29 protein-coding genes are annotated in these 15,973 nt (G+C 65.6%); all 29 read right to left on the bottom strand.

Annotated features, from left to right (window positions below):
* Window positions 1-39: 39 nt before the first annotated feature.
* Window positions 40-1,062, bottom strand: a complete 1,023-nt coding sequence (locus tag OG965_RS24525; RefSeq protein WP_003956430.1) for a DNA-directed RNA polymerase subunit alpha — start codon at window positions 1,060-1,062, stop codon at window positions 40-42.
* A gap of 125 nt (window positions 1,063-1,187) precedes the next feature.
* Window positions 1,188-1,592: a 30S ribosomal protein S11 gene (gene rpsK, locus OG965_RS24520; protein ID WP_003956432.1), complete on the bottom strand. Its 405-nt coding sequence runs from the start codon at window positions 1,590-1,592 to the stop codon at window positions 1,188-1,190.
* Window positions 1,593-1,658: 66 nt separating this feature from the next.
* Window positions 1,659-2,039, bottom strand: a complete 381-nt coding sequence (gene rpsM / locus OG965_RS24515) for a 30S ribosomal protein S13 (RefSeq protein WP_356886083.1) — start codon at window positions 2,037-2,039, stop codon at window positions 1,659-1,661.
* 201 nt (window positions 2,040-2,240) lie between these two features.
* Window positions 2,241-2,354 carry a 50S ribosomal protein L36 gene (gene rpmJ, locus OG965_RS24510; protein WP_003956441.1) on the bottom strand — a complete coding sequence of 38 codons (114 nt, stop codon included), beginning with the start codon at window positions 2,352-2,354 and terminating at the stop codon, window positions 2,241-2,243.
* A 28-nt stretch (window positions 2,355-2,382) separates the two neighbouring features.
* The gene (infA, locus tag OG965_RS24505; RefSeq protein ID WP_003956442.1) at window positions 2,383-2,604 is read right to left on the bottom strand and encodes a translation initiation factor IF-1; all 222 of its coding nucleotides are present in this window, start codon (window positions 2,602-2,604) and stop codon (window positions 2,383-2,385) included.
* Between the two features lie 163 nt (window positions 2,605-2,767).
* A complete protein-coding gene (gene map / locus OG965_RS24500; protein ID WP_371654207.1) occupies window positions 2,768-3,613 on the bottom strand; it encodes a type I methionyl aminopeptidase in 846 nt (281 codons plus the stop codon).
* A gap of 153 nt (window positions 3,614-3,766) precedes the next feature.
* Window positions 3,767-4,426, bottom strand: a complete 660-nt coding sequence (locus OG965_RS24495) for an adenylate kinase (protein ID WP_371654206.1) — start codon at window positions 4,424-4,426, stop codon at window positions 3,767-3,769.
* Complete coding sequence (gene secY / locus OG965_RS24490) at window positions 4,426-5,739, bottom strand: preprotein translocase subunit SecY (RefSeq protein ID WP_371654205.1); 1,314 nt, start codon at window positions 5,737-5,739, stop codon at window positions 4,426-4,428. Before secY ends, OG965_RS24495 begins: the two co-directional genes overlap by 1 nt.
* Before the next feature lie 216 nt (window positions 5,740-5,955).
* Window positions 5,956-6,411, bottom strand: a complete 456-nt coding sequence (gene rplO / locus OG965_RS24485) for a 50S ribosomal protein L15 (RefSeq protein ID WP_067163177.1) — start codon at window positions 6,409-6,411, stop codon at window positions 5,956-5,958.
* Window position 6,412: 1 nt separating this feature from the next.
* Entirely contained in the window at window positions 6,413-6,595 is a 183-nt protein-coding gene (rpmD, locus tag OG965_RS24480; protein WP_007826007.1) for a 50S ribosomal protein L30, read from the bottom strand.
* Entirely contained in the window at window positions 6,595-7,197 is a 603-nt protein-coding gene (gene rpsE / locus OG965_RS24475) for a 30S ribosomal protein S5 (RefSeq protein WP_017239585.1), read from the bottom strand. The genes rpmD and rpsE overlap by 1 nt, the downstream gene beginning before the upstream one ends.
* A gap of 46 nt (window positions 7,198-7,243) precedes the next feature.
* Complete coding sequence (rplR, locus tag OG965_RS24470) at window positions 7,244-7,627, bottom strand: 50S ribosomal protein L18 (protein ID WP_067163175.1); 384 nt, start codon at window positions 7,625-7,627, stop codon at window positions 7,244-7,246.
* 3 nt (window positions 7,628-7,630) lie between these two features.
* Window positions 7,631-8,170, bottom strand: a complete 540-nt coding sequence (rplF, locus tag OG965_RS24465) for a 50S ribosomal protein L6 (protein ID WP_371654204.1) — start codon at window positions 8,168-8,170, stop codon at window positions 7,631-7,633.
* A 21-nt stretch (window positions 8,171-8,191) separates the two neighbouring features.
* Window positions 8,192-8,590 carry a 30S ribosomal protein S8 gene (rpsH, locus tag OG965_RS24460; RefSeq protein ID WP_003966947.1) on the bottom strand — a complete coding sequence of 133 codons (399 nt, stop codon included), beginning with the start codon at window positions 8,588-8,590 and terminating at the stop codon, window positions 8,192-8,194.
* Window positions 8,591-8,802: 212 nt separating this feature from the next.
* Window positions 8,803-8,988 (bottom strand): type Z 30S ribosomal protein S14, encoded by a 186-nt coding sequence (locus OG965_RS24455; protein WP_030890724.1) that lies wholly within the window; start codon window positions 8,986-8,988, stop codon window positions 8,803-8,805.
* Window positions 8,989-8,993: 5 nt separating this feature from the next.
* A complete protein-coding gene (rplE, locus tag OG965_RS24450; protein WP_067163167.1) occupies window positions 8,994-9,551 on the bottom strand; it encodes a 50S ribosomal protein L5 in 558 nt (185 codons plus the stop codon).
* A complete protein-coding gene (rplX, locus tag OG965_RS24445) occupies window positions 9,551-9,874 on the bottom strand; it encodes a 50S ribosomal protein L24 (RefSeq protein WP_067163164.1) in 324 nt (107 codons plus the stop codon). Before rplX ends, rplE begins: the two co-directional genes overlap by 1 nt.
* A 2-nt stretch (window positions 9,875-9,876) precedes the next feature.
* Complete coding sequence (rplN, locus tag OG965_RS24440; RefSeq protein ID WP_053727611.1) at window positions 9,877-10,245, bottom strand: 50S ribosomal protein L14; 369 nt, start codon at window positions 10,243-10,245, stop codon at window positions 9,877-9,879.
* A gap of 98 nt (window positions 10,246-10,343) precedes the next feature.
* Entirely contained in the window at window positions 10,344-10,628 is a 285-nt protein-coding gene (gene rpsQ / locus OG965_RS24435) for a 30S ribosomal protein S17 (RefSeq protein WP_371654203.1), read from the bottom strand.
* Window positions 10,628-10,852 carry a 50S ribosomal protein L29 gene (rpmC, locus tag OG965_RS24430; protein WP_067163159.1) on the bottom strand — a complete coding sequence of 75 codons (225 nt, stop codon included), beginning with the start codon at window positions 10,850-10,852 and terminating at the stop codon, window positions 10,628-10,630. The genes rpsQ and rpmC overlap by 1 nt, the downstream gene beginning before the upstream one ends.
* A complete protein-coding gene (gene rplP, locus OG965_RS24425) occupies window positions 10,852-11,271 on the bottom strand; it encodes a 50S ribosomal protein L16 (protein ID WP_053727610.1) in 420 nt (139 codons plus the stop codon). The genes rpmC and rplP overlap by 1 nt, the downstream gene beginning before the upstream one ends.
* Window positions 11,272-11,276: 5 nt before the next feature.
* Window positions 11,277-12,119, bottom strand: coding sequence for a 30S ribosomal protein S3 (gene rpsC, locus OG965_RS24420; RefSeq protein WP_358835979.1), 843 nt, complete (start codon window positions 12,117-12,119; stop codon window positions 11,277-11,279).
* The gene (gene rplV, locus OG965_RS24415; protein ID WP_004571827.1) at window positions 12,119-12,466 is read right to left on the bottom strand and encodes a 50S ribosomal protein L22; all 348 of its coding nucleotides are present in this window, start codon (window positions 12,464-12,466) and stop codon (window positions 12,119-12,121) included. Before rplV ends, rpsC begins: the two co-directional genes overlap by 1 nt.
* A 40-nt stretch (window positions 12,467-12,506) precedes the next feature.
* Window positions 12,507-12,788: a 30S ribosomal protein S19 gene (rpsS, locus tag OG965_RS24410; protein WP_371654202.1), complete on the bottom strand. Its 282-nt coding sequence runs from the start codon at window positions 12,786-12,788 to the stop codon at window positions 12,507-12,509.
* A gap of 12 nt (window positions 12,789-12,800) precedes the next feature.
* Window positions 12,801-13,637: a 50S ribosomal protein L2 gene (gene rplB, locus OG965_RS24405; RefSeq protein WP_371654201.1), complete on the bottom strand. Its 837-nt coding sequence runs from the start codon at window positions 13,635-13,637 to the stop codon at window positions 12,801-12,803.
* A 39-nt stretch (window positions 13,638-13,676) separates the two neighbouring features.
* The gene (rplW, locus tag OG965_RS24400) at window positions 13,677-13,997 is read right to left on the bottom strand and encodes a 50S ribosomal protein L23 (RefSeq protein ID WP_371654200.1); all 321 of its coding nucleotides are present in this window, start codon (window positions 13,995-13,997) and stop codon (window positions 13,677-13,679) included.
* Window positions 13,997-14,647, bottom strand: coding sequence for a 50S ribosomal protein L4 (gene rplD / locus OG965_RS24395; RefSeq protein ID WP_371654199.1), 651 nt, complete (start codon window positions 14,645-14,647; stop codon window positions 13,997-13,999). The genes rplW and rplD overlap by 1 nt, the downstream gene beginning before the upstream one ends.
* Window positions 14,648-14,654: 7 nt before the next feature.
* Window positions 14,655-15,299 (bottom strand): 50S ribosomal protein L3, encoded by a 645-nt coding sequence (gene rplC / locus OG965_RS24390; RefSeq protein WP_067163147.1) that lies wholly within the window; start codon window positions 15,297-15,299, stop codon window positions 14,655-14,657.
* Window positions 15,300-15,313: 14 nt separating this feature from the next.
* Entirely contained in the window at window positions 15,314-15,622 is a 309-nt protein-coding gene (rpsJ, locus tag OG965_RS24385; RefSeq protein WP_003948644.1) for a 30S ribosomal protein S10, read from the bottom strand.
* Window positions 15,623-15,973 lie beyond the last annotated feature (351 nt).

Here is a 15,973-nt window from a genome sequence, read left to right as displayed (position 1 = left end):
GTCAGTTACCGACCCGCTAGTGCGGGCCGGAAGTTTCTCTTAGTACTGCTCGGTCTCGACGAAACCGGCGTCCGCGTCGTCGTCGGCGCCGAAGGCGTCGGCGGCAGCGGTCGGGTCGAAGCCGGGAGGCGAGTCCTTCAGCGCGAGGCCCATACCGGCCAGCTTCGCCTTGACCTCGTCGATCGACTTCGCACCGAAGTTGCGGATGTCGAGCAGGTCGGCCTCGGAGCGCGCCACGAGCTCACCCACGGAGTGGATGCCCTCACGCTTGAGGCAGTTGTACGACCGAACGGTGAGCTCAAGCTCCTCGATCGGCAGGGCGAGATCAGCGGCGAGGGCGGCGTCCGTGGGGGACGGGCCCATGTCGATGCCCTCGGCGTCGATGTTGAGCTCGCGCGCCAGACCGAACAGCTCGACCAGGGTCTTACCGGCGGACGCCATGGCGTCACGCGGGCGCATGGCCTGCTTGGTCTCGACGTCGACGATCAGCTTGTCGAAGTCGGTGCGCTGCTCGACACGGGTCGCCTCGACCTTGTACGTGACCTTGAGCACCGGCGAGTAGATGGAGTCGACCGGGATACGGCCGATCTCCTGGCCCACCTGCTTGTTCTGCACGGCGGAGACGTAGCCGCGACCGCGCTCGACGGTCAGCTCCATCTCCAGCTTGCCCTTGCCGTTCAGCGTGGCGAGGACCAGGTCGGGGTTGTGCACCTCGACACCGGCCGGGGGCGCGATGTCGGCGGCGGTGACGAGACCCGGGCCCTGCTTGCGCAGGTACATCACGACCGGCTCGTCGTGCTCCGAGGAGACGACCAGCTGCTTGATGTTGAGGATGAGGTCGGTCACATCCTCCTTGACGCCCGGCACGGTGGTGAACTCGTGCAGAACGCCGTCGATCCGGATGCTGGTGACAGCGGCGCCCGGGATCGAGGACAGGAGGGTGCGGCGCAGGGAGTTGCCGAGGGTGTAGCCGAAGCCCGGCTCCAGCGGCTCGATCACGAACCGCGAGCGGTACTCGTCGACGACCTCTTCGGTCAGCGAGGGGCGCTGAGCGATAAGCATGTGTGTTCCTTCAGTCGTGGGCGCCCACTATTTGACGCCCTCGTGGTGATACGTACTGCAAGGGTACGGGCGGCACGCCTCCGAAGAGCCGTACCGCCCGAAAACCTCAGTCCAGCAGCCGTGCGTCAGACGCGGCGGCGCTTGGGCGGACGGCAGCCGTTGTGCGGCGTCGGGGTGACGTCCTGGATCGAGCCGACCTCAAGGCCAGTGGCCTGGAGGGAGCGGATCGCGGTCTCGCGGCCGGAGCCCGGACCCTTGACGAAGACGTCGACCTTGCGCATGCCGTGCTCCTGCGCGCGGCGGGCGGCCGACTCGGCGGCCATCTGCGCGGCGAACGGAGTCGACTTGCGGGAGCCCTTGAAGCCGACGTGGCCGGCGGACGCCCAGGAGATCACGTTGCCCGAGGGGTCCGTGATCGAGACGATCGTGTTGTTGAACGTGCTCTTGATGTGGGCGTGCCCGTGAGCGACGTTCTTCTTTTCCTTGCGGCGCACCTTCTTGGCAGCGCCCTGACGACCCTTGGGGGGCATCTAAATCTCCTACGGGAGGTGGTCGGTCCTACAGCGAAGACCGCTGAGTAAGCGTCCTGCTGAGGACTACTTCTTGCCCGGCTTCTTCTTACCGGCGATCGCGCGACGCGGGCCCTTGCGGGTACGCGCGTTCGTGCTGGTGCGCTGGCCGTGGACCGGAAGGCCACGACGGTGACGCAGACCCTGGTAGCAGCCGATCTCGACCTTGCGGCGGATGTCGGCCTGGATCTCGCGGCGGAGGTCACCCTCGGTGCGGAGGTTGGCGTCCACGTACTCGCGGATCTTGACCAGGTCCTCTTCGGCCAGGTCACGAACGCGGGTGTTCGGGTTCACGCCGGTGGAGTCGAGGATCTCCTTGGACCGGGTGCGCCCGATACCGAAGACGTAGGTGAGTGCGATCTCCACCCGCTTTTCGCGGGGGATGTCAACACCGGAAACGCGTGCCATTCAATGGCTCCTGTGTGTTCGGGGGTCTTCCGCAGAACCACTCCCGACCGCCGACCGTCTCTGCTGAGAGGTGGTACGTCCGGGTCCCCGGCCCCCGCCGGAGGTGTCGTCAACCGTGGAACACGGCCCGACGGGCTCTGCGTATGTACGTTTACGTGCGTCGCGCGAAGAACTGCGTAAATGCAGGTCGGTCGGCGTGCGTCAGCCCTGGCGCTGCTTGTGGCGCAGGTTGTCGCAGATGACCATGACCCGGCCGTGACGGCGGATCACCTTGCACTTGTCGCAGATCTTCTTGACGCTCGGCTTGACCTTCATGGGATTCAGGTTCTCCGGGTCGTGAGATCTACTTGTACCGGTAGACGATCCGGCCACGCGTCAGGTCGTAGGGAGAGAGCTCCACCACGACCCGGTCATCCGGGAGGATACGGATGTAGTGCATCCGCATCTTGCCGCTGATGTGCGCGAGGACCTTGTGACCGTTCTGGAGTTCCACCTTGAACATGGCGTTCGGGAGGGACTCGATCACGGTGCCCTCGATTTCGATGGCACCTTGCTTCTTGGCCACGCTTCGCCTTTCGAATCGGCTACCTTGATCGACTCTCGCGTTCGTGTGCGGACACACGGGTACACCAGAGCCGACGCATCAGTCTACGTCAGGGCACCCGAAAAGACGAATCAGGGAAGTTTGCCCTCAACACTAGATCGTTAAGCGGACAGCCCCGGACGGGTCAGCCCAGCGGGTCCGGCGCCGTCGTCACGCCGTACTCCGCCAGCTTCGCCTTGCCGCAGTCCGGGGAGGTCAGGACGATCGGGCCCGCCTCGGTCAGGGCGACCGAGTGCTCCCAGTGCGAGGACCAGGTGCCGTCGGTCGTGATGACCGTCCAGTCGTCCTCCAGCACCTCGGTGCGGGGCGTGCCCAGCGACACCATCGGCTCGATGGCCAGGCAGAAGCCGGGGATCAGCTTGGGGTTGTGGCGGCCGAGCAGGCGGCGCTTGTCCACGTAGTTCAGGAGGTGCGGGTCCATGTGCATCTCGGAGCCGATGCCGTGGCCGCCGTACTCCTCGATGATCCCGTACTTGCCCTTCGGCGGGCGCGGCTGGCGGCGGATGTAGCTCTCGATCGCCCGGGAGACGTCCACCAGGCGGTTGCCCTTCTTCACCGCCGCGATACCGGCCCACATCGACTCCTCGGTCACCCGGGAGAGCTCGATCAGCTCCGGAGCGTGACCCGAGCCCACGAAGGCCGTGAAGGCCGCGTCGCCGTGCCAGCCGTCGATGATCGCGCCCGCGTCGATGGAGATGACGTCGCCGTCCTTCAGGACCGTCTTCTCGTCCGGGATGCCGTGGACGACGACCTCGTTGACCGAGGTGCAGATGGTCGCGGGGAACCCGCCGTACCCCAGGAAGTTCGACTTGGCGCCGTGCTCGGCGATCACCTTGCGGGCGACCTCGTCCAGGTCCCTCGTCGTGGCGCCGGGCACCGCGGCCTCGCGGGTCGCCGCGTGGATGGCGGCGACGACCAGCCCCGCCTCGCGCATCTTCGCGATCTGCTCGGGGGTCTTGATCTCCACCATGGCGACTGACGCCTTTCTGAACGAGTGCGGGGGAAGGAGGAACGGATACGGGGGTACGTCCACGATACGGCCACCCGGGCCCGGACACGGCAGCGGCCGCGGCGCCCGGAGGGGCACCGCGGCCGTTCAACTGCGTACCGGAAGTACCGGAAATCAGGCCGTGTTCTCGGCCTTCAGGGCGTGCATTGCGCGCTCCGTGACGTCGTCGACCTTGCCGAGCGCCGAGATCGTGACGACCAGGCCCTGGGCCCGGTAGAAGTCGATGATCGGCTCGGTCTCGCTGTGGTAGACCTCAAGGCGCTTGCGGACCGTGTCCTCGGTGTCGTCGCCGCGCTGGTACAGCTCGCCGCCGCAGGTGTCGCAGACACCCTCGGTCTTCGGCGCGTTGTAGGTGACGTGGAAGACGTGGGCGGAGTCGGTGCGGCAGATGCGCCGGCCGGCGATCCGCTTCACGACCTCGTCCTCGGGTACTTCGAGGTCCAGGACGGCGTCGAGCCCCAGACCGTCCGCCTTCAGCGCCTCGTCGAGCGCCTCGGCCTGCACCACGTTGCGCGGGAACCCGTCGAGCAGGAAGCCGTTCTCGGCGTCCGCCTGGGCCATGCGGTCCTTGGCCATCCCGATGGTGACCTCGTCCGGCACCAGGTTGCCGGCGTCCATGTACGACTTGGCCTGCTTGCCCAAGTCCGTGCCCTGGCTGATGTTGGCACGGAAGAGGTCGCCCGTGGAGATGTGCGGGATCCCGAGGTTCTTGGCGAGGAACGCGGCCTGCGTTCCCTTGCCGGCACCGGGCGGCCCGACGAGGACGATTCGCATCAGCGGAGGAACCCTTCGTAATTGCGCTGCTGGAGCTGGCTCTCGATCTGCTTCACGGTCTCCAGACCCACACCCACGATGATGAGGATGCTTGTCCCGCCCAGCGGGAAGCTCTGGTTGGCCCCGAAGATCACCAACGCCATCGTCGGTACGAGCGCGATCAGTCCCAGATACAGCGACCCCGGCCAGGTGATCCGGTTGAGCACGTAGCTCAGGTACTCAGCAGTAGGTCGACCAGCCCGGATGCCCGGGATGAAGCCACCATACTTCTTCATGTTGTCAGCGACTTCCTCGGGGTTGAACGAGATCGCCACATAGAAGAAGGCGAAGAACACGATCAGGAGGAAGTACGTGATGATGTAGTACGGGTGGTCGCCCTTGACGAAGTTGTCCTTGACCCAGGTCGCCCAGCCCGCGGTCGAGTTGGAGAACTGCACGACCAGCGCCGGGATGTAGAGCAGCGACGACGCGAAGATGACGGGAATCACACCCGCCTGATTGACCTTCAGCGGGATGTAGGTCGATGTACCGCCGTAGGAACGGCGGCCGATCATGCGCTTCGCGTACTGCACCGGGATGCGGCGCTGGGCCTGCTCCACGAAGACCACCAGGGCGACCATGACGAGGCCGACCAGGATGACGGTGCTGAACTCGATCCAGCCCTGCGCCAGGTGGCCCTGCTTCTTGATGGCCCACAGCGAGGTCGGGAAGCTGGAGGCGATCGAGATGAACATCAGGATCGACATGCCGTTACCGATGCCGCGGTCGGTGATGAGCTCACCGAGCCACATGACGGCGGCGGTGCCGGCGGTCATGGTGACCACCATCGTGATGGTGGTGAAGATCGAGTGGTTCGGCACGATCTCGGTGGCGACCTGGCAGCCGCTGAACAGCGCGCCGTTGCGGGCGGTGGCCACCAGGCCGGTGCCCTGCAGGATCGCCAGCGCCACGGTCAGATAACGCGTGTACTGCGTGATCTTGGCCGTGCCGGCCTGGCCCTCCTTCTTGAGGGCCTCCAGGCGCGGGATCACCACGGTCAGCAGCTGCAGAATGATGCTCGCCGTGATGTACGGCATGATGCCCAGCGCAAAGATCGTGATCTGCAGCAGCGCGCCGCCGCTGAACATGTTCACCAGGCCGAAAAGGCTGTTGCCCTGCTGGGCCTGGTCCACACAGATCTGCACGTTCTTGTAGCTCACACCGGGGATCGGGACGTGCGTCCCCATCCGGTAGAGCACGATGATGCCGAGCGTGAAGAGCAGCTTCTTGCGCAGGTCAGGCGTCTTGAACGCCTGGGCGAACGCGGTGAGCACGGTGCCTCCTGCGACCCCCGCGCTAGGTGCGTCAGAGGTGACGGTCTTGAGGATCGACGGATACGGATGAGTCAGCGGAACCGCACGGCATACCGCACGGAAACTTAGACAGTGCACGCCACCTTACCGGCGACCCTGCCCCCCTAGGAACGACCAACCGGGGATGCCCCATTTGAGAGGGCATCCCCGGTCGGATGTTCAGGCCAACGAGCTGTCTCAGACGAGCTCGGTGACGGTGCCGCCAGCGGCGGCAATCTTCTCCTTGGCGGAGCCGGAGACGGCGTCGACCGTCACCTGCAGCGCCACGGAGATCTCGCCCTGGCCCAGGACCTTGACGAGGCTGTTCTTGCGCACGGCACCCTTGGCGACCAGGTCGGCAACGGTGACTTCGCCACCCTCGGGGTAGAGGGCGCCGAGCTTGTCCAGGTTCACGACCTGGAACTCGGTGCGGAACGGGTTCTTGAAGCCCTTCAGCTTCGGAAGACGCATGTGGAGGGGCATCTGGCCACCCTCGAAGCGCTCCGGAACCTGGTAACGGGCCTTCGTACCCTTGGTACCACGGCCGGCCGTCTTACCCTTCGACGCCTCACCACGACCCACACGGGTCTTGGCGGTCTTGGCGCCCGGGGCGGGACGGAGGTCGTGGGCCTTGAGCGGCTTGTTCTCCGCCATGTCAGTCGACCTCCTCAACCGTCACGAGGTGGCGGACGGTGTGCACCATTCCGCGGAACTCGGGGCGGTCCTCCTTGACAACCGTGTCGTTCAGGCGCTTGAGCCCGAGCGAACGCAGGGTGTCGCGGTGGTTCTGCTTGCTACCGATGTACGACTTCGTCTGCGTGATCTTGAGGCGGGCCATTACGCACCCGCCCCGGCACGTGCACGAAGCAGAGCCGCGGGGGCGACGTCCTCAAGGGGCAGACCGCGGCGGGCCGCGATCTCCTCGGGACGCTGCAGGCCCTTGAGGGCCGCCACGGTCGCGTGCACGATGTTGATCGCGTTGTCGGAGCCGAGCGACTTCGACAGGATGTCGTGAACGCCGGCGCACTCCAGGACGGCGCGCACCGGGCCACCGGCGATAACACCGGTACCGGGGGAAGCAGGCTTCAGCAGGACGACGCCCGCGGCCTTCTCACCCTGGATCGGGTGCGGGATGGTGCCCTGGATGCGGGGAACCTTGAAGAAGTTCTTCTTGGCTTCCTCGACACCCTTGGCGATGGCCGCGGGAACTTCCTTGGCCTTGCCGTAACCGACACCTACAGTGCCGTCACCGTCGCCCACCACGACCAGCGCGGTGAAGCTGAAGCGGCGACCACCCTTGACAACCTTGGCAACGCGGTTGATCGCGACAACGCGCTCAACGTAGGCGGTCTTCTCGGCAGCAGCGCCACCGTCGCGACCCTTCCGGTCCCGCCGCTCGCCGCCACCGGCACCGCTTCCGCGGCGCTGGGGTCCAGCCATTGGATTTACCTCTCTCTGTTACGTCCGTTAGTCCCGGAACCGGGGCTTAGAACTTCAGCCCGGCTTCGCGGGCGGCGTCAGCCAGAGCGGCAATGCGCCCGGCGTACCTGTTGCCACCACGGTCGAACACGACGGCCTCGACACCGGCGGCCTTGGCGCGCTCGGCGACCAGGGCGCCGACCGACTTGGCCTGCGCGGACTTGTCGCCCTCGCCACCACGGATCGAAGCGTCCAGGTTCGACGCCGACGCCAGGGTGTGACCCTTGATGTCGTCGATGACCTGAGCGGTGATACCGCGGTTGGAACGCGTCACGACGAGGCGCGGACGCTCCGCCGTACCCGACACGTGCTTGCGGATGCGGACGTGTCGGCGAGCCTTGGCCGCACGCTTGTAAGCGTCGCCCTTGGCGATCTTCACACCGTATGCCATGGCTTACTTACCAGCCTTTCCGACCTTGCGGCGGATGACCTCGCCGGCGTACTTGACGCCCTTGGCCTTGTACGGGTCGGGCTTCCGCAGCTTGCGGATGTTCGCCGCGACCTCGCCGACCTTCTGCTTGTCGATGCCCTCGACCGAGAACTTCGTGGGCGACTCGACCTTGAAGGTGATGCCTTCGGGAGCCTCGATGGTGATCGGGTGGCTGTATCCGAGCGCGAACTCCAGGTTGGAGCCCTTCGCCTGGACGCGGTAACCGACACCGCTGATCTCGAGCGCCTTGATGTATCCCTGGGTCACGCCGGTGATCATGTTCGCCACCAGCGTGCGGGACAGGCCGTGCAGGGCCTTGTTCTGACGCTCGTCGTTGGGACGGGTGACGTTGAGAACGCCGTCCTCGCCCTTAACAATCTCGATCGGCGCGGCAACGGTGTGCGTGAGGGTGCCCTTGGGGCCCTTCACGTTGACCGTACGGCCGTCGATGGTGACGTCCACACCAGCGGGAACCTGGATGGGGAGCTTGCCGATTCGCGACATTAGCTTTTCCTCCGTTCCCGACTACCAGACGTAGGCGAGGACTTCCCCACCCACGCCCTTCTTGCCTGCCTGCTGACCGGTCAGGAGACCGTGGGACGTGGAGATGATCGCCACGCCCAGGCCGCCGAGGACCTTCGGCAGGTTGGTGGACTTCGCGTACACACGCAGACCCGGCTTCGAGATCCGCTTGATGCCAGCGATCGAGCGCTCACGGTTCGGGCCGAACTTCAGCTCAAGGACGAGGTTCTTGCCGACCTCGGCGTCCTCGACCTTCCAGCCGGTGATGAAGCCCTCCTGCTGGAGGATCTCCGCGATGTGCGACTTGATCTTGCTGTGCGGCATCACGACGGAGTCGTGGTACGCCGAGTTCGCGTTACGCAGACGCGTGAGCATGTCTGCGATGGGGTCAGTCATGGTCATGAATTGGCCTTCGGCCTCTCTCGCCGGGGTTTCCTGTATGCGCCATCCCTCTCCCCACTCATGGGCGGGACGGGTGCGGCACGGGGACCTACGGCGTAGTAAGTCGTCTGGGCGGCGGACGCCCAACCCTCCTAGCCTAAGCCATGGAGAGAGGGGCCTCCGCCCACCCTTTACTTACCGAGAGACTCCGGAAAAACCCGAAATTACGGGGTTTACCAGGAGCTCTTGGTCACGCCCGGCAGCTCGCCACGGTGAGCCATCTCACGGAGGCACACGCGGCACAGGCCGAACTTGCGGTACACGGAGTGCGGCCGGCCACAGCGCTGGCAGCGGTTGTACGCACGCACAGCGAACTTGGGCTTACGGGCAGCCTTCGCGATAAGAGCCTTCTTCGCCATCTCGCTTACGCCTCCTTGAACGGGAAGCCGAGGTGACGAAGGAGCGCGCGGCCCTCAGCGTCGTTGGTCGCCGTGGTGACCACGGTGATGTCCATACCCCGGGTACGGTCGATCTTGTCCTGGTCGATCTCGTGGAACATGACCTGCTCCGTGAGACCGAAGGTGTAGTTGCCACGGCCGTCGAACTGCTTCGGCGACAGACCACGGAAGTCACGGATACGCGGCAGCGCGAGCGACAGCGTACGGTCCAGGAACTCCCACATGCGGTCACCACGGAGGGTGACGTGGCAGCCGATCGGCTGACCCTCACGCAGCTTGAACTGCGCGATGGACTTCCGGGCCTTCGTCACGGCCGGCTTCTGGCCGGTGATCGTGGTCAGGTCGCGGATGGCGCCGTCGATCAGCTTGGAGTCGCGGGCGGCGTCGCCCACACCCATGTTGACGACGACCTTGACGAGGCCGGGGATCTGCATGACGTTCTCGTACGAGAACTCCTCACGCAGCTTGCCCGCGATCTCCTCGCGGTACTTCGTCTTGAGACGCGGAGTGGTGGTGGTAGCCATCAGATGTCCTCACCCGTCCGCTTGGCAACGCGAACCTTGTTGCCCTCGTCGTCGAAGCGGTAACCGACACGCGTGACGACCTTGTTGCCGTCCTTCTCCACGACGAGCTGAACATTGCTCACGTGGATCGGGGCCTCGGTCGTCACGATGCCGCCGGTCTGCGAACCGCGAGCGGTCTGGCCGGCCTTCGTGTGCTTCTTGACCCGGTTGACACCCTCGACCAGGACGCGGTCCTCGCGGGGGAAGGCCGCGATGACCTTGCCCTGCTTGCCCTTGTCCTTACCGGTGATGACCTGAACCAGGTCGCCCTTCTTGATCTTCATGCTTACAGCACCTCCGGCGCGAGCGAGATGATCTTCATGAACTTCTTCTCGCGCAGCTCCCGGCCCACCGGGCCGAAGATGCGGGTGCCGCGGGGGTCGCCATCGTTCTTGAGGATGACGGCCGCGTTCTCGTCGAAGCGGATGTACGAGCCGTCCTGACGACGACGCTCCTTGACGGTGCGCACGACGACAGCCTTGACGACGTCGCCCTTCTTCACGTTGCCACCGGGGATCGCGTCCTTGACGGTGGCGACAATGACGTCACCGATGCCCGCGTAGCGGCGACCGGAGCCACCGAGAACACGGATGCAAAGGATCTCCTTGGCACCAGTGTTGTCGGCGACACGCAGTCGCGACTCCTGCTGGATCACGTCTATCTCCTGATCGTCTGCCGGTTCCCGGCCGGGGCTTGATCTCTCAAGCCCCGGCCGAGCCTGGCGGAACTCATCCTGAGCAAAAGCTCAGGAAATTACTTGGCCTTCTCGAGGATCTCGACGATGCGCCAGCGCTTCGTCGCCGACAGCGGACGCGTCTCCATGATGAGGACGCGGTCGCCGATACCGGCAGCGTTCTGCTCGTCGTGCGCCTTGAGCTTGTTCGTACGGCGGATGACCTTGCCGTACAGCGCGTGCTTCACACGGTCCTCGACAGCGACGACGACGGTCTTGTCCATCTTGTCGCTGACGACGAGACCCTCACGGGTCTTGCGGAAACCGCGCTGCTCAGTCGTCTCAGTCACATTCTTCTCGCTCATCAGGCGCTCTCCACCGTCTCGATGCCCAGCTCGCGCTCGCGCATCAGGGTGTAGATCCGGGCGATGTCCTTACGGACGGACTTGAGCCGACCGTGGTTCTCGAGCTGGCCGGTCGCCGCCTGGAAGCGGAGGTTGAACAGCTCTTCCTTGGCCTCGCTGAGCTTGGCAACAAGCTCCTCGTTGCCCAGCTCGCGCAGCTCGGACGCCTTGGTTCCGGCCGACATCACGCCTCACCTGCCTCGCGCCGAACGATGCGGCACTTCATCGGGAGCTTGTGAGCAGCGCGGGTGAGCGCCTCACGAGCAATCTTCTCGTTCGGGTAGGACAGCTCGAACATCACCCGACCCGGGTGAACGTTCGCGACCCACCACTCCGGAGAACCCTTACCGGAACCCATGCGGGTCTCGGCAGGCTTCTTCGTCAGGGGGCGGTCCGGGTAGATGTTGATCCAGACCTTGCCGCCACGCTTGATGTGGCGGGTCATCGCGATACGAGCCGCCTCGATCTGGCGGTTGGTCACGTACGCCGGCGTGAGGGCCTGGATGCCGTACTCGCCGAACGCAACCGTCGTACCACCCTTGGCCATACCGCGGCGCTTGGGGTGGTGCTGCTTGCGGTGCTTGACCCTACGGGGGATCAGCATTTCGGTCAGGCCTCCGTTCCGGTGCTCTCAGCCGGAGCGGCAGCGGCGGGAGCCTCGGCCTTGGGGGCCTCGGCAGCCGGCGCAGCCTGCTGCGGCTTGCGGCCGCGACCGCCACGCTCGCCGCCACGGCCACCGCGGCCACCGGCCGGACGGTCGTTGGCGCCACCACGGGCCGGGCGGTTACCCGCACGGGCCGCTGCGTTCTCGGCGCGGACCTCGGCGATGTTCTTGACATCGCCCTTGTAGATCCAGACCTTCACGCCGATGCGGCCGAAGGTCGTCTTGGCCTCGAAGAAGCCGTAGTCCACGTTCGCGCGGAGCGTGTGCAGGGGCACACGGCCCTCGCGGTAGAACTCCGAGCGGGACATCTCGGCGCCGCCGAGGCGGCCACCGCACTGGATCTTGATGCCCTTGGCGCCGGCCTTCATCGTGCCCTGCATGCTCTTACGCATGGCGCGACGGAAGGAGACGCGGGAGGAGAGCTGCTCGGCAACGGCCTGCGCGACCAGCTGAGCGTCCATCTCGGGGTTCTTGACCTCAAGAATGTTCAGCTGGACCTGCTTGCCCGTGAGCTTTTCGAGGTCGCCGCGGATGCGGTCGGCCTCGGCGCCACGGCGGCCGATGACGATGCCCGGACGCGCGGTGTGGATGTCCACCCGCACGCGGTCACGGGTGCGCTCGATCTCAACCTTCGAGATGCCGGCGCGCTCCATGCCGGACGTCATCATCCTGCGGATGGCGACGTCTTCCTTGACGTAGTCCTTGTACAGCTTGTCGGCGTACCAACGGGACTTGAAGTCCGTGGTAATGCCGAGCCGGAACCCGTGCGGGTTTACCTTCTGGCCCATTACCGGGTTCCTTCCTTGCTGCTGACGACCACGGTGATGTGGCTGGTCCGCTTACGGATCCGGTAGGCACGGCCCTGAGCACGCGGACGGAACCGCTTCAGGGTCGGGCCCTCGTCCACGTACGCCTCGCTGATGACCAGCGAAGAGGCGTCGGTGTGGTCGTAGTTGTGTGCAGCGTTGGCAATGGCGCTGTCCAGCACCTTGCCAACCGGCACGCTCGCGGCCTGCGGGGCGAAGCGCAGGACCGCCTGAGCCTCCGTGGCATCCATGCCACGGATGAGGTCCACCACGCGGCGGGCCTTCATGGGCGTGACGCGGATGTACCGCGCCTGGGCCCTGGCTTCCATGGTTGTCCCTTCGGTGTAAGTCATAGTCAGTCACCCCGCGTTAGCGGCGCTTCGACTTCCGGTCGTCCTTGACGTGGCCGCGGAAGGTGCGAGTCGGCGAGAACTCGCCGAGCTTGTGGCCGACCATCGACTCGGTGACGAACACCGGGACGTGGATCTTGCCGTTGTGCACCGCGATGGTGTGACCCAGCATGCTGGGAATGATCATCGAGCGACGGGACCAGGTCTTGATGACGTTCTTGGTGCCTGCCTCGTTCTGTACGTCCACCTTCTTGATGAGGTGTCCGTCGACGAAGGGCCCCTTCTTGAGACTGCGCGGCATCTAAACCCGCTCCTAGCGCTTCTTGTTCGTCTTGCGGCGGCGGACGATGTACTTGCTCGATGCCTTCTTCGGCGAGCGAGTACGACCCTCCTTCTGACCCCACGGCGAGACCGGGTGGCGACCACCGGAAGTCTTGCCTTCACCACCACCGTGCGGGTGGTCAACCGGGTTCATCGCGACACCGCGGACGGTCGGGCGAACGCCCTTCCAGCGCATACGGCCGGCCTTGCCCCAGTTGATGTTCGACTGCTCGGCGTTGCCGACCTCGCCGATGGTGGCGCGGCAGCGGGCGTCGACCAGGCGAATCTCGCCGGACGGCATACGAAGGTGGGCCATCGTGCCCTCCTTCGCCAGCAGCTGCACGGAGGCACCCGCGGAACGGGCGAACTTCGCGCCGCCGCCGGGCCGCAGCTCGATGGCGTGGATGGTCGTACCGACCGGGATGTTGCGCAGCGCCAGGTTGTTACCGGGCTTGATGTCGGCGGACGGACCGTTCTCGATACGGTCGCCCTGGCTCAGGCCACGGGGGGCGATGATGTAGCGCTTCTCGCCGTCCGCGTAGTGCAGGAGCGCGATGCGCGCGGTGCGGTTGGGGTCGTACTCGATGTGAGCGACCTTCGCCGGCACGCCGTCCTTGTCGTGACGACGGAAGTCGATCACTCGGTAGGCGCGCTTGTGGCCACCGCCCTGGTGGCGGACGGTCACACGACCGGTGTTGTTACGGCCGCCCTTGCTGTGCAGGGGGCGGACCAGCGACTTCTCCGGCGTGGACCGCGTGATCTCGACAAAGTCGGCGACGCTGGAGCCACGACGGCCCGGAGTCGTCGGCTTGTACTTGCGGATACCCATTTCTCAGTCCTCGTCCGATATTCGGACCAGGGCGCTCCGTTAGGAGGCCTGGCCGAAGATGTCGATACGGTCGCCCTCAGCAAGGGTCACGATGGCGCGCTTGGTGTCGGCACGCTTGCCGAAACCGGTCTTCGTGCGCTTGCGCTTGCCCTGGCGGTTGATCGTGTTGACCCCGATGACCTTGACCGAGAAGACCGCTTCCACGGCCTGCTTGATCTGGGTCTTGTTGGAGCCCGGCTTCACGATGAACGTGTACTTGTTCTCGTCCAGCAGCGCGTAGCTCTTCTCCGAGACGACCGGCTTGATCAGCAGGTCGCGCGGGTCCGAGAAGGTCTTGCTGGTAACGGTCGCCTCAGACATCAGGCGTCGCTCCCTTCGGTCTCAGCGGTCTGGGGGCCAGACACGAAGGACTCGAAAGCGGCCTGAGTGAAGACCACGTCGTCAGAGACGATCACGTCGTACGTGTTCAGCTGGCCCGGCTCCAGGATGTGAACCTGGGGCAGGTTGCGAGCGGACAGCCACGCGGCCTCGTCGGCGCGGTCGACGACCAGGAGCAGGTTCTTGCGCTCCGAGATCTTGCCGAACAGCGTCTTGGCGGCCTTGGTGGAAACCGCACCCTCGACCACGCCGGTGACGACGTGGATGCGGGAGTGGCGCGCCCGGTCGGAGAGGGCACCGCGCAGGGCGGCGGCCTTCATCTTCTTGGGGGTGCGCTGCGAGTAGTCACGCGGCTGCGGGCCGTGGACGACGCCACCGCCGGCGAACTGCGGCGCACGGGTCGAACCCTGACGGGCGCGGCCGGTGCCCTTCTGGCGGTAAGGCTTCTTGCCACCACCACGGACTTCGCCGCGGGTCTTGGTCTTGTGCGTGCCCTGGCGGGCAGCCGCGAGCTGAGCGACGACGACCTGGTGGATCAGCGGAACGCTGGTCTTCGCGTCGAAGATCTCCGCGGGGAGCTCGACGGTCCCGGCCTTGTCGCCAGCCGGCGAAAGGATGTCAATGGTGCTCATCGGTTCCTCAAACCCCCTTGGCCGCAGTACGGACCAGGACGAGGCCACCGTTGGGGCCGGGGACGGCGCCCTTGATGAGCAGCAGACCCTTCTCGGCGTCAACGGCGTGGACGGTCAGGTTCTGGGTGGTCACACGCTCGTTGCCCATGCGACCCGCCATGCGGAGGCCCTTGAACACACGGCCAGGGGTGGCGCAGCCACCGATGGAACCGGGCGAGCGGTGCTTGCGCTGGGTACCGTGACCGGCGCCCAGGCCCTTGAAGTTGTGACGCTTCATGACACCGGCGAAGCCCTTGCCCTTGCTCTTGCCCGTGACGTCAACCTTGACGCCGGACTCGAACACCTCGGCAGTGATCTCCTGGCCCAGCGTGTACTCGCTGGCGTCAGGGGTGCGGAGCTCCACCAGGTGGCGGCGCGGGGTCACGTCGGCCTTGGCGAAGTGGCCCTTGAGGGGCTTGTTCACCTTGCGCGGGTCGATCTCGCCGAAGGCGATCTGGACCGACTCGTAGCCGTCGACGTCGTTCGTGCGAACCTGCGTCACGACGCACGGCCCGGCCTTGACGACGGTGACCGGAACAACGCGGTTGTTCTCGTCCCACACCTGCGTCATGCCGAGCTTCTCGCCCAGGACGCCCTTGATGTTCTTGCTCATCTCGGCCCGTCCCTTCAGAGCTTGATCTCGATGTCGACACCGGCCGGAAGGTCGAGACGCATCAGCGAGTCAACCGTCTTCGGCGTGGGGTCGAGGATGTCGATGAGGCGCTTGTGGGTGCGCATCTCGAAGTGCTCGCGAGAGTCCTTGTACTTGTGCGGCGACTTGATGACGCAGTACACGTTCTTCTCAGTGGGCAGCGGCACCGGGCCCGCGACCGACGCACCAGTGCGGGTCACCGTCTCGACGATCTTCTTCGCCGAGGAGTCGATGACCTCGTGGTCGTAGGCCTTGAGCCGGATGCGGATCTTCTGTCCCGCCATGGCTACCTAGTAGTCCTTTGTCTCGTAACGCTCTGGAACCCGGGGGTTCTACCGACTCTGTCTCCGACCCACGCGGTCGGGCGTGTCGCACTCCCTCTACGCAGAAATCCCATAAGGATTTCCCAACCAAGGGGATGCGGGCCGTGGGACCGCGCTGTGCTCAATGAAGAGCGTGCTCAGTGAAGAGCAGTCGGGGGCAGAACACCCACCGGACGCCTGGTCGGAGCCCCGCTGACACTTCCCGAAAGATTCCCGTACGTCCGCCCCAGCGCTGCCGCAGGCGACAGATGGGGCGACGAGTACTGTGGGACTCGCTTCCGGTCCTCCCGGCGGGAGGCGCGCAGCATCGGC

Origin of the sequence: Streptomyces sp. NBC_00224 (assembly GCF_041435195.1) — a bacterium.
Lineage (GTDB): Bacteria > Actinomycetota > Actinomycetes > Streptomycetales > Streptomycetaceae > Streptomyces.
This window is presented reverse-complemented; position numbering and strand designations above follow the sequence as displayed.